This is a genomic window from Dyella sp. (assembly GCF_035503745.1).
In the GTDB taxonomy this organism is placed as follows: domain Bacteria; phylum Pseudomonadota; class Gammaproteobacteria; order Xanthomonadales; family Rhodanobacteraceae; genus Dyella_B.
Window position 1 is genome coordinate 37,399 of the sequence record NZ_DATJTC010000042.1, and the last position, 11,897, is coordinate 49,295.

An 11,897-nucleotide genomic window follows, 5' to 3' on the forward strand; every position below is an offset into this window, starting at 1 on the left:
ACTACGGGCGCTGCACCACCGGCAATTCATCCCATACCTTGGGATCCTCGGCACCCAGCACCCATGCGCAAAAGCCTTCGAGGCCAAACTGCTTCACCACCGCATAGCGATCGCGAAAACTGTGCGCGTCCGGCATGAACACCCATTCGCGCATGTCATCGCGATAGAAGTAGAACCAGGATTCGTGCTCGACCGGATCCCATTGCACATGCGCCTGCTGTTCCTTGGCCAACGGAAATGACTCGTCCGCATCGATGTACTGGGCCTTGATATTGGAGGATTCCGTGCCGTCCGGCCTCACCGGATCGCCGGTGTACCAGTGATAACCGTACAGGGCGATACCGAGCGAGAGCTTTTCCCTGGGCACGAGCTTCAACGCATAGTTCAATTGCTCCATCACCCATGGCATGCCGGCGACCGGACCCGGCGCGGTCCAGCGCGTATGCTGGTCGTAGGTCATCAGGCAGATCAGATCGGCGTATTTGCCCAACGCCGCCAGGTCGTAGACGCCTCGCCAGTATTGCCACATCCACTTGGAGAACTCGCCCGCACCGGCATGCCCCGGCGCGTTGGGCACGACGGCGATGGAAAGCTTCAGGCCATGCTTGTGCAACGCCTGGGCCGTCTGTTCGACTAACAGGGTGTAGGCGTCGCGGTCAGTCCAGGAAATGCTTTCGAAGTCGAACTGGAAACCCGCATAACCATATTCGGAAGCTTGCTGCAGCATCGCCTCGATCATGTGCTGCTTGGCCGTCTCGTCATGCAGCAGCTCGTGGAAGCCGCCGCGGCCGGCCGACATCGAGATGATCGGCTCCACCGGCAAGCGGTGTGCCTTGGCGATGCCGAGCACGTACGCATTGGGACCTCCGTTCACCAGGCCCTGGTTGTCCACCCCATACCAGCCGGGCACCAGCAGCCCGATCTTGTCGACGTGCGCTTCAAACGAGGCTATCGATTTGGGCGAACTGATCAAATAGAACAGCGCGTCGGGCTGCCTGGCCAAAGCACTGCCGCACACAAGCATGCCGGCCAGTAACAGAAGGATTCGTTTCATAAGCGTTCTGCTGGTGAGGGGGCGTCGCCGGGCCGATGCGCTATCCGAACCGGCTTTCGAGTCGGAAAGCGGCCATGCCGCAGGGCGAAGTCCTGGGGCGGCGCGATAAAAAAAAGAGCGATCGCGACCGCGTTGGGGGAAACAACGCGACCGCGACCGCTGCGCGAAACCCATGGCGGAGAAGCTGGACCACCGGCAACGCCGCTGTCCCGTTGCACGTGGCATTTGCCTTTTGCAGGACTTTTTGCACGCCCGCTCCCCTCGCCCGATGCCGCCGGACAGCCCGCCTCCGCGACGGCAGGCTGTTCATTAGCAAAATTTAGGTTTATATATGTTTTAGATCGTGGCAAATCGAAATGCAACCTTTTTTTGAAGGCGGCCCCATCACCGGCCAAAAAAACACCTGTAAATAGTTCGTTTATATATACACAAGACGCCGGCTGCGCGATCATGCGCCGCAAAGGCCGGCATGGCAGGCCGCAGCGAGGATCCATGACCCCCTCCATCACCAACCCGGAACCGAGTCAGGCCAATGCCCGGCCAGGTGGGTGGGTGCGTTCGCGGCTGGCCTTCGGCGGCGCGCCGATTGGCAATTTGTATGAGTCGGTCAATGAGGAAACCGCGGCCGCCGCGATCTCTCGCGCGTGGCTGCGCAACATCCGCCATTTCGACACCGCGCCCTACTACGGCTACGGATTGAGCGAGAGCCGCCTGGGCGCCGCCCTGTGCGCGCTGCCGCGCGGCAGCTACAGCCTGTCCACCAAGGTCGGCCGCGTGATCGAGTACGACGGGCAGCAGACCAGCCATGCCGACGGCTTTATCGTCGACGGCCGTTCGGCGCATTTCGACTACAGCCGCGACGGCGTCCTGCGCTCGTTCGAAGCGAGCCTCAACCGCCTGCGCACCGATCACGTGGAGATACTGCTGCTGCACGACATCGGCGCGCTGACCCATGGCCAGCGTCACGCACAGGTGATGCGCCAGGCCCTGGACGAAGCCTTGCCCGCCATGGCCGAACTGCGCGCGCAAGGCGCCTGCCGTGCCATCGGCATCGGCGTGAACGAGCAAGCGGTATGTCTGGAAGTGATGCCGCGCTTTCCCATCGACATCATCATGCTGGCCGGCCGCTACACGCTGTTCGAACAGCACGACAGCAAAACCGTGATGGCGCAGGCGCTGGCGCGCGACATCGCGGTACTTGCCGCCGGTCCCTACAACTCCGGCCTGCTTGGCGGCCGCAAGGGGCCCGGGCATTTCTATAACTACGCACCTGCCGATCACCACACCCTGCAACGGGCGCGCCGCTTTTATGAAGTGCTTGAGCAGGCCGATACGCAAGTGGGCGCCGCCGCGCTGCAGTTTCCGCTGGCGCATCCGGCGGTGGCCAGCGTGGTCTGCGGCATGCGTACCACCGCGGAAGTGGAGAGCGCCGACGAGCGCATCAAAACCACGATCCCAAGCGATGCCTGGCGCGCCCTGCGCGACGCCGGCCTGATCGGCGAAGACGTACCTACGCCATGATCATCGTCGATGCCCACCAGCACTATTGGCAGCCCGCCCGCGGCGACTACGGCTGGCTCGACGCTGCGCCCGCCGCGTTGCGCCGCGCATTCCTGCCGCCCGACCTGCAGGCGCAACGGAAAGCCGCGGGCGTGACGCACAGCATCCTGGTGCAGGCCGCGCCGAGCGAAGCGGAAACGCGCTACTTGTTCGAACTTGCGCGCGAAGATCGCGCGGTCACCGGCGTGGTGGGCTGGGTGGACATGCAGGCAGCCGACGTCGGCGCACGCATCGATCGCCTGCTGCGCGACGGCAACGGCCTGCTGTGCGGCCTGCGTCCGATGGCGCAAGACATCACCGATCCGGACTGGCTCGCCAGTCCATCGCTCGACCGCGCCTTCGATGACATCCAGGCATGCGGCCTGGCCTTCGATGCGCTGGTCGGCATGCCGCAGCTGCCCGCGCTGCTGCGGCGCTTGCGTCGCCATCCGCACTTGAACATCGTGCTCGATCACGCGGGCAAGCCGGCCATCGGCGACGGGCGCTTCGATCAGTGGACCAGTTGGATCGACGAACTGGCACAGCATCCGCAACTGCATTGCAAGCTGTCAGGCCTGCTCACCTTGCTCGATGAACCGGTGGACGCGGACGCGATCGAGCCTTATGTCGCCGACCTGTTCGCGCACTTCGGGCCAGAACGCCTGATGTGGGGCAGCGATTGGCCGGTGCTCACCACCCGTGCCGACTTCGGTCAATGGCTCGACCTGGCACTGACACTCACCGAACGCTATGCACCCGGATCGCAGCCGGATGTGTTCGCTGCCAACGCGGTGAACTTCTACGCGCTGGACATCGACCTCGGTGTACAGGAGTCACGCGCGCCATGACAGCGGCGATCACTCACCCACTTGGATATGACGGAGACACCGCATGAGCGGACGTTTGTCGGGCAAGCATGCCCTGATCACTGCCGCCGGAGCGGGCATCGGCCGTGCCACTGCCCTCGCTTTCGCGCAAGCTGGTGCCACGGTGCTGGCCACCGACATCGATACTGCGGCGCTGGCCAGCCTCGCGGCGGAACACGCATCCATCGCCACCCGCAAGCTCGACGTCACGCAGCCGGACGACATCCAGGCCCTGGTGCAGGCATCGGGCCCGTTCGACGTGCTGTTCAATTGCGCCGGCTTCGTGCACGCGGGCACCATTGTGGACACCGACCAGGCGAGTTGGCAGCGCTCCTTCACCATCAACGTCGACAGCATGTTCCATCTGTGCAAGGCGGTGCTGCCGGGCATGCTGGAGCGTGGCAAGGGCAGCATCATCAACATGTCCTCGGTCGCATCCAGCATCAAGGGCGTGCCGAACCGCTTTGCCTACGGCACCACCAAGGCCGCCGTGATCGGCCTGACGCGATCGATCGCCGCCGATTTCGTGGCGCGCGGCGTGCGCTGCAACGCGATCTGTCCGGGCACGGTGAAAACGCCTTCGCTGGGCGATCGTGTGCGCGCACTCGGTGGCGACGAAGCGGCCAACTGGCAGCGCTTCGTCGAACGCCAACCGATGGGCCGCCTGGGCGAACCCGACGAAATCGCCGCGCTGGCGCTCTACCTCGCCAGCGACGAATCGGCCTTTACCACCGGCACGATCCATGTCGTGGACGGCGGCTGGTCCAACTGAACGCAGGAGCCAAGTAGTCCATGAAACTGTTTCGTTACGGCGCGCCCGGCACGGAAAAACCAGGCCTGATCGACGCGGACGGCAAGCTTCGCGACCTATCGGGCGCTATCGACGACATCGACGCGCAGGCGCTAAGCCGCGATGGGCGCGCGCGCATCGCGGCCATCGATCCGCACACCCTGCCGGAAGTGACCGGCCAACCGCGCTACGGCGCGCCGATCGCCTATGTGAGCAAGATGATCTGCGTGGGCATGAACTACGCCGAGCACGCCGCCGAAACCGGCTCGCCGCCACCGGAACAGCCGGTGATCTTCATGAAGGCGACCAGCGCCATCGTCGGCCCCAACGACGACGTGGTCATTCCGCGTGGCTCGGTGAAAACCGACTGGGAAGTGGAACTGGGGGTGGTCATCGGCGAAACCGCGCGCAGCGTGAGTGAAGAAGATGCGCTCAAGTACGTGGCCGGCTATCTGGTGGTCAACGATCTCTCCGAACGCGAATTCCAATTCGACCATGGCGGCCAATGGGTGAAGGGCAAAAGCTGCGACACCTTCGGCCCGCTCGGCCCTTGGCTGGTAACCACCGACGAAATCGCCGATCCGCAAAACCTTAAGCTGTGGCTGCAGGTCAATGGCCATCGCTACCAGAACGGGCATACGCGCACGATGATTTTCAGCGTAGCCAAGCTGGTCAGCCACATCAGCCGCTACATGACCCTGCTGCCGGGCGACGTGATCAGCACCGGCACACCCGCCGGCGTCGGCCTCGGGCAAAAGCCGCCCAAGTACCTGCGCGCAGGCGACGTCATCGAACTTGGCATCGAAGGGCTTGGCCAGCAGCGCCAGCAGGTGCGCGGCGATGCGCAGGGCGAGAGGACTGCATGACCGGCGCCACCCTTCACCGACGTAGCAAACTCCTTCCCCACCGTCATGTCCGGGAGCGCAATGGGGCGCTTCTTTCAGGGACGAACATCGCATGAGCAAGATCACAGCGCTGGACACCTACGATGTCCGCTTCCCCACCTCCCGCGAGCTGGACGGCTCGGATGCGATGAATCCCGATCCGGATTACTCGGCCGCCTACCTCGTCATGCGCACCGACCAGCCGCAGGTGGCCGGCTACGGGCTGGCCTTCACCATCGGCCGCGGCAACGACGTGCAGACGGCGGCGATCAAGGCGCTGGCACACCATGTGGTGGGCCTGGACGTCGCCGACATGACTGGCGATCTGGGCGGTTTCGCCAGACGCCTGATCGGCGATTCGCAGCTGCGCTGGCTCGGCCCCGAAAAGGGCGTGATGCACATGGCCATCGGCGCGGTGGTGAACGCCGCCTGGGATCTTGCCGCGCGCCTGGCCGGCAAGCCGCTATGGCGTTTCATCGCGGACATGACGCCCGAGCAACTGGTCGCCACCATCGACTTTCGCTATCTCACCGATGCGCTCACGCCCGCCCAGGCACTGACCATGCTGCGCGCCGCCGCGCCCGGCAAAGAACAGCGCGTGGCGCAATTGCTGCAGGAAGGATATCCGGCCTACACCACCTCGCCCGGCTGGCTAGGCTACAGCGACGAGAAAATGCAGCGCCTGGCGCGCGAAGCGGTGGCGGCGGGTTTCCGCACTATCAAGCTGAAGGTCGGGCTGAACATGGAAGACGATGTACGCCGCTGCCGGCTCGCGCGCGAAGCGGTGGGCCCTGACGTGGCCATTGCCGTCGATGCGAACCAGCGCTGGGACGTCCCCGACGCCATCGCCTGGCTGCAGCGCCTGGCCGACGTGCAGTTGGCCTGGGTGGAGGAACCGACCAGCCCGGACGACGTGCTGGGCCACGCAGCCATCCGCCGCGCCGTAGCGCCCGCGCCCATCTCCACCGGCGAGCACACGCACAACCGGGTGATGTTCAAGCAGCTGTTCCAGGCCGGTGCGGTGGATCTGATCCAGATCGACGCCGCGCGCGTGGGCGGCGTGAACGAAAACCTGGCCATCCTGCTGCTGGCGGCCAAGTACGGCGTGCGCGTGTTTCCGCACGCCGGCGGCGTGGGCCTGTGCGAACTGGTGCAGCACCTGGCCATGGCCGACTTCGTGGCGATCAGCGGCAAAAAGCACGATCGCGCGATCGAATTCGTCGATCACCTGCATGAGCATTTCGTCGACCCGGTGACAGTACGCGACGGCCGTTATCTGCCGCCGGCCGCGCCGGGTTTTTCCGCGCAGATGCACACCGATAGCCTGGAGCGTTATGGTTACCCCGACGGCCCCGCATGGCGCGAGCCCGCCGAGGTCCTGAGGACGCGATGACCGCTCCGATTACTAACGTCGCCGATTTGCGCGCGCTGGCCAGGCACCGCGTGCCGCGCGCCTTCTTCGAGTACGCCGATCGCGGCTCCTACGACGAAGTCACGCTGCGCGCCAATCGCACGGCGCTGGAAAGCATTGCGCTGCGCCAGCGCGTGATGTGCGATGTGGACAACCGCTCGCTCGCCACCGACATGCTGGGCCAGACGGTGTCGATGCCGCTGGCGATCGCCCCGACCGGCCTTGCCGGCTTGCAGCACGGGGCGGGCGAGATCCTCGGCGCGCGCGCCGCCGCCAAGGCCGGCATTCCGTTCTGCTTGAGCACCATGTCCATTTGCTCCATCGAGCAGGTGCGCGCGGCGGTGGATACCCCGTTCTGGTTCCAGGTGTACGTGATGCGCGATCGCGCCTTCACGCGCGACTTGATCCAGCGCGCGAAGGAAGCCCAATGCAGCGCGCTGATGCTGACCGCCGATCTCACGGTGCAAGGCCAGCGCCATCGTGAAATCAAGAACGGCCTATCGGTGCCGCCGCGCATCACCCTGCGCAACATCCTGGACATGGCCAGCAAACCGCGCTGGGCATGGAGCGTATTGCGTGCGCCAAGCCGCTCGTTTGGCAACCTGCAGGGGCGCGTGGAGAACACCGACAGCCTTTCCACGCTGGCGCAGTGGATCGCCAAGCAATTCGATCCGCGGCTCAACTGGAGCGACCTGGCATGGATCCGAGCGATCTGGCCCGGCAAGCTGATCATCAAAGGCATCCTTGATCCGCGCGACGCACGCATCGCCGCCGATCACGGCGTGGATGCCATCGTGGTGTCCAACCACGGCGGCCGCCAGCTCGACGGCGCTCCCGCTACCATCGACGTGCTGCCATCCATCGTGCAAGCCGTGGGCGATCGCATGCAGGTGCTGTTCGACGGCGGCATTCTCAGCGGACAAGATCTATTCAAGGCGCTGGCCTGCGGTGCGCACGCCGGGCTGATCGGCAAGGCTTTTCTCTACGGCCTGGGCGCCATGGGCGAAGCCGGCGTCACCCAGGTGATCGAGCTGATCCGGCGCGAACTGAGCGTCACCATGGCGCTGACCGGACAAACCGACGCGCGCCGCATCAGCCGCGACGTGATCTGGCGCAAAGCGCCGGAAAGCACGTTCAACATCGTCAGCACGTTGCTAGACGATTCCAACGTACCCTGCCGCTAAAGCCACCGCGCGGCCGTTCGGCCGGCTTTCTACCGCGTCGGTCCGAAGTGCGTGACTACCCGTGGGGTGCCGCCGTCACGCAGGCTTTTGCCAATCAAACGCGTATCGCCAGTCCGGCCGGGCGAGTCTGCACGCCGGTAGCGCTGGAGCCGGAAATTCCTTGATGAGGCGCAGGATTTCCCGCGCAAGAAGGCAAGCGTCTTCGCCCGTGCTGCGGATGCACGCAAAACCGAAAATGTCCCACACGAATCGTCACCATGTTATGGCATACCTTGCATGCAGGGGATTCATAGTCAAATCGCATGGAATCGACTTGACGACATGCACATCTGCAAGCCTCACGCACCCCATGCGAAACGCTTGGATTACAGGAGTTCCATCAACATGACGACCTATCTCCCTCCATCGTACCCGCAGACTTATTACGCGCCGCCGTCGTGGCCACCTGCGCCAGCCCAGCCGCATGCGGCCAACCGCGCATCACATCCTTCCATGCAAGCACCCTTGGTCAACCGGATGCCATACAACCCGTGGCAGCGGCAGCGCCAACGGACATATGGCAGACCGACGCCGCGACCTACGGTACCCAATCCAACTGGCCGCTTCACGTATTTTCGGCCCGTGCCACAAACCGCGCCCCGACGCCCCGTTTACCGGCCGGTAGCAACGCCGCGACCTACCGCACCCAACCCAACTGGCCGCCGCGCCTATTTTCGGCCCACTTCTCAAACCACGCCTCGACAACCTGTTTACCAGCCAGTGACAACGACGGGCGCCATCCCCAATCAACCACTGCAAATTCCGAAGATTATCGAGTCACCTGCCGGCTCGATGCGGTTTCGCGATGACTACTCCATAGCCAAGCCCTTGTCCGGCAACGTACGGCACCGCGCGATGACAGCCTTGAACACCGGCATACAAGAGGTGAAGCAGGCGATCACAGCGCTGGATTCGCCCGCACGCTGGAGCGCTGACGTGCAAAACAGGTTGCGACACCTGATACCCGGTGGACTACAAAATGCCAACGAAAGGTCGGCTTTCAAGAATCAATTGAATGCCATCTTGTACGGCATGAAAAGAACCGTCGCGAAAAACGCAAACAATATCGGCACTGTTACCTATCTATGGGGCGGAGGACACGCCCACCCTGGCACCGACAACATCCACTTCACCGAAGCAAACCTGCTTTATCCACCTGCAACGTTTCTCGCCAGGACCATGATCCACGAGCATGCGCACCTTTACCTTGCCGGGGGCGGGACCGACTACTGGTACATCGACGGAAACTTGCGCCAGAAGATAAACTCAAACGGCAAACAATACCCATTCACCTTCTACAACGCGATGAATAACGCCGACACGCTGGCCCTCGCGGCACAGACGTTATCCACGGTACCGCGCCAGGCTTAAGCCAATCGTGTTGTCGCCAATGACATCGCCGCGAAACAGGTGCTACGGCAGGCAGAACCCGTAGCACCTTTGCCGGACTCCTTGCCTGAAGGCGGCCTATATCAGCGGCGATTCAGCAGCTCCCGCCTTGCGCAGCCAACGCCTGCGCCAACGAAAATATCCGCGTCATCGGCACCCACTTCTGCCCTGGCTCGCTCCACGGCAAGCGTTGCTGGTAGCGGTCCATCAACGCCTCCCACGCCTGCGATTTGGCATCGCTTGCGCGCGTGGCGGCGGCGTCGTAATCGTCCGGTACCTGCACGGCCATCACCAGGCGGTTGCCGGTGCGGAAGATTTCCATTTGCTCGATGCCGGCGGCGCGGATGGAGGCGACGATTTCCGGCCAGATGTTTTGCGGTTGGTGCCAGCGTTCGTATTCGGCGATGGCCTGGGCATCGTCGCGCAGATCGAGTGCGTAGTAGAGACAGGCCATCAGCGGGCACCCTCCATCGTTCCATGCCGGCGTTGCCAGGCGAACAGCAGTACCACGGCAAAGCAGCAGGCCGGCACGCTCATGGCGGTGGCGATGCTGGAGTGATCGGAGACGGCGCCCATCGCCGCGGTGAGTACGGCGCCGCCGATAATGGTCATCACCAGCAGGGCCGAACCCAGTTTGCGTTCGTCGTCGCCACGCCCTTCCACGCCCAGCGCGAACACGGTGGGATACATCACCGACATGAAGAAGCTGCACGCGGCCAGCGCGTAAGCGCCGCTGCTGCCGGGATGAACCACGGCGTACAGCGTCAAGCCTACGTTGATGGCGGCGAAGAGCATCAGCAGGCGTACCGGTGCCACGTATTTCATCAGCGCCGCGCCGATAAATCGCCCGGCCATGAAACACAGCAATTCCGCCGTGAGAAAATTGGCGGCATCCCTGGCCGAGAAGCCGCTCATCGTCGCCTGCACATAGCGGATGGTGTAGCTCCACACGCCGACCTGGGCGCCCACGTAGAAAAACTGCGCGCACATCGCGCCGGTGAAACGGCGATCGCGCAACAATTTACCCAACACGCTCGCGCCCGCATGGGTTGCCGATGCCGCATGCGCCGACACCGATCGGGGGAAACGCGTCAACAGAATCAACAAGCCCCACCCCAGCACTACCAGGCCGATCACCAGGTACGGCCACTGCACCGCATGGGTTTCGGTGGCGTAATAGGCGGCCCGCTCGGCCGTGCCCATGGCGGCGATCTGGGCGGGCGATCGCTCGACGCCCGAGAAAATGAAATGCTGGCCGATCAGCACGCCAGCGATCGAACCCAGCGGATTGAATGCCTGGGCAAGATTCAAGCGGCGCGTCGCCGTTTCGCGCGGGCCAAGCAGGGTCACGAAGGGGTTGGCCGAGGTTTCCAGGAAAGCCAGCCCGCTGGCGATCACGAACAAGGCAAGCAGAAACAGCTCATACGTACCCGCCGACGCGGCCGGCCAGAATAACAACGCCCCCACGCCGTAAAGCACCAGGCCGAAAATCACCGCACTTTTATAGCCAAAACGGCGCATGTACATGCCCGCCGGCATCGCCACCAGGAAATACCCCAGATAAAACGCGCTCTGCACCAGCCCCGCGCGAAAATCGCTCAGCACGAAAGCTTTCTTGAACTGCGCGATCAGTACATCATTGAGATTGTTGGCACCGCCCCAGAGGAAAAACAGGCTGACGATCAATGCCAGCGGCAGCCAACCGGGCCGCTCGCCGCCGGCCGTGGGCGTGGGGACTTCTTCGGTCACTCTGCGCACATCCACCCTCTTCTCCCGCTCGGCGCCCCGTGGCGCGGACTGCGTGACGTTGCCGCCCATTTGTGCAAATATGAAACCGTTATTCATGGATACTACAAGACGCGCCGCAACATGCCAGCGCTGGACAGCCCAGCCAGGGCGCCCGTAAGAGTCTTGGCCGGTGACCGTTAGGAAAGAAAAACCATGGCGAACCCAACCCCGAAATACCGTGCACCCGCGCTGGACAAGGGCCTGGACATTCTGGAACTGCTGGCCGGCGCGAAGCGGCCGCTGAGCATCGCGGAAATTTCCGAAGGCGTCGGGCGCTCGCGCGGGGAGATCTTCCGCATGCTGCAGGTGCTGGAAGAGCGCGACTACATCGCCCGCGGCGAAGGCGACATCGGCTACTCGGTCACCCCGCGGCTGTTCCGGCTGGGCATGGAACAGCCGCCGGTGAAAAGCACCATCGAAGCGGCGATGCCGGTGATGCACCGGCTGGCCGATGCCAGTGGCCAGGCCTGCCACCTGGTGGTGCCGTCGGGCGAACAGATCGTGGTGGTCGCACGGGTGGACCCGCCGGGCGAAATCGCGCTGGTCGTGCGCGTGGGACACCGCCGTCCAATGGCCAAATCCACCTCCGGCCACGTATTGCTCGCCTTCCAGGAAGAACAAGTTCGCCAACGCTGGCTGGACCTGATCACCCGCTACGACCCGGCGCTGGAGCGCAAGAAACTGATAAAGCTGCTGACGCAATTGCGCGCGCGCGGCTATGCCACCGAGCACAGCAACGTGGTCGATGCGGTGACCGACATTTCCGCGCCGGTGATGCATCACGGCAGCGCCGTGTGCGCGCTCACCATTCCGTACCTGGAGCAGCAGACTACCGCGCAGACGATGGAAGACGTGATCGAGGAACTGCTGCGAGCCACGCGCGAAATTTCCGATACCTTGCAGTTTGGCATGTCCTCGCAGCCCGATTGAAAGGTCCCCGCCACCCCTTTCGC

11 protein-coding genes are annotated in these 11,897 nt (G+C 63.8%); 8 read left to right on the top strand and 3 right to left on the bottom strand.

All coding sequences use genetic code 11. The features are described from left to right. Position 1: 1 nt before the first annotated feature. Positions 2–1,054: a glycosyl hydrolase family 18 protein gene (locus tag VME63_RS15870; RefSeq protein ID WP_325434328.1), complete on the bottom strand. Its 1,053-nt coding sequence runs from the start codon at positions 1,052–1,054 to the stop codon at positions 2–4. A gap of 492 nt (positions 1,055–1,546) precedes the next feature. Between VME63_RS15870 and VME63_RS15875 the strand changes: the two genes are divergently transcribed. From VME63_RS15875 to VME63_RS15905, 7 genes are all read left to right on the top strand, one after another. Then, complete coding sequence (locus VME63_RS15875; RefSeq protein WP_325434329.1) at positions 1,547–2,575, top strand: aldo/keto reductase; 1,029 nt, start codon at positions 1,547–1,549, stop codon at positions 2,573–2,575. After that, positions 2,572–3,441: an amidohydrolase family protein gene (locus VME63_RS15880; RefSeq protein ID WP_325434330.1), complete on the top strand. Its 870-nt coding sequence runs from the start codon at positions 2,572–2,574 to the stop codon at positions 3,439–3,441. Before VME63_RS15875 ends, VME63_RS15880 begins: the two co-directional genes overlap by 4 nt. Positions 3,442–3,484: 43 nt before the next feature. Next, on the top strand, positions 3,485–4,231 hold the full coding sequence (locus tag VME63_RS15885) for an SDR family oxidoreductase (RefSeq protein WP_325434331.1): 747 nt from the start codon (positions 3,485–3,487) through the stop codon (positions 4,229–4,231). A 20-nt stretch (positions 4,232–4,251) separates the two neighbouring features. After that, entirely contained in the window at positions 4,252–5,115 is an 864-nt protein-coding gene (locus VME63_RS15890; RefSeq protein WP_325434332.1) for a fumarylacetoacetate hydrolase family protein, read from the top strand. Between the two features lie 91 nt (positions 5,116–5,206). Next, entirely contained in the window at positions 5,207–6,526 is a 1,320-nt protein-coding gene (locus tag VME63_RS15895; protein WP_325434333.1) for an L-fuconate dehydratase, read from the top strand. Beyond that, positions 6,523–7,728: an alpha-hydroxy acid oxidase gene (locus VME63_RS15900; protein ID WP_325434334.1), complete on the top strand. Its 1,206-nt coding sequence runs from the start codon at positions 6,523–6,525 to the stop codon at positions 7,726–7,728. The genes VME63_RS15895 and VME63_RS15900 overlap by 4 nt, the downstream gene beginning before the upstream one ends. Before the next feature lie 384 nt (positions 7,729–8,112). Further along, a complete protein-coding gene (locus VME63_RS15905; protein WP_325434335.1) occupies positions 8,113–9,138 on the top strand; it encodes a hypothetical protein in 1,026 nt (341 codons plus the stop codon). A 112-nt stretch (positions 9,139–9,250) separates the two neighbouring features. Here the strand turns inward: VME63_RS15905 and VME63_RS15910 are convergent, their stop codons facing one another. Further along, positions 9,251–9,610 (bottom strand): L-rhamnose mutarotase, encoded by a 360-nt coding sequence (locus tag VME63_RS15910; RefSeq protein WP_325434336.1) that lies wholly within the window; start codon positions 9,608–9,610, stop codon positions 9,251–9,253. Beyond that, positions 9,610–10,905, bottom strand: coding sequence for an L-fucose:H+ symporter permease (fucP, locus tag VME63_RS15915; protein ID WP_325434337.1), 1,296 nt, complete (start codon positions 10,903–10,905; stop codon positions 9,610–9,612). Before fucP ends, VME63_RS15910 begins: the two co-directional genes overlap by 1 nt. A 192-nt stretch (positions 10,906–11,097) precedes the next feature. On the opposite strand from fucP, the gene VME63_RS15920 reads away from it, so the two are divergent. Then, complete coding sequence (locus VME63_RS15920; RefSeq protein ID WP_325434338.1) at positions 11,098–11,874, top strand: IclR family transcriptional regulator; 777 nt, start codon at positions 11,098–11,100, stop codon at positions 11,872–11,874. The last annotated feature ends 23 nt before the right edge of the window (positions 11,875–11,897 follow it).

What these genes read in the sequence shown, in the direction of transcription:
- VME63_RS15870 (WP_325434328.1), bottom strand. Translation starts at nt 1,054, where the DNA reads ATGAAACGAATCCTTCTGTTACTGGCCGGCATGCTTGTGTGCGGCAGT.
- VME63_RS15875 (WP_325434329.1), top strand. Translation starts at nt 1,547, where the DNA reads ATGACCCCCTCCATCACCAACCCGGAACCGAGTCAGGCCAATGCCCGG.
- VME63_RS15880 (WP_325434330.1), top strand. Translation starts at nt 2,572, where the DNA reads ATGATCATCGTCGATGCCCACCAGCACTATTGGCAGCCCGCCCGCGGC.
- VME63_RS15885 (WP_325434331.1), top strand. Translation starts at nt 3,485, where the DNA reads ATGAGCGGACGTTTGTCGGGCAAGCATGCCCTGATCACTGCCGCCGGA.
- VME63_RS15890 (WP_325434332.1), top strand. Translation starts at nt 4,252, where the DNA reads ATGAAACTGTTTCGTTACGGCGCGCCCGGCACGGAAAAACCAGGCCTG.
- VME63_RS15895 (WP_325434333.1), top strand. Translation starts at nt 5,207, where the DNA reads ATGAGCAAGATCACAGCGCTGGACACCTACGATGTCCGCTTCCCCACC.
- VME63_RS15900 (WP_325434334.1), top strand. Translation starts at nt 6,523, where the DNA reads ATGACCGCTCCGATTACTAACGTCGCCGATTTGCGCGCGCTGGCCAGG.
- VME63_RS15905 (WP_325434335.1), top strand. Translation starts at nt 8,113, where the DNA reads ATGACGACCTATCTCCCTCCATCGTACCCGCAGACTTATTACGCGCCG.
- VME63_RS15910 (WP_325434336.1), bottom strand. Translation starts at nt 9,610, where the DNA reads ATGGCCTGTCTCTACTACGCACTCGATCTGCGCGACGATGCCCAGGCC.
- VME63_RS15920 (WP_325434338.1), top strand. Translation starts at nt 11,098, where the DNA reads ATGGCGAACCCAACCCCGAAATACCGTGCACCCGCGCTGGACAAGGGC.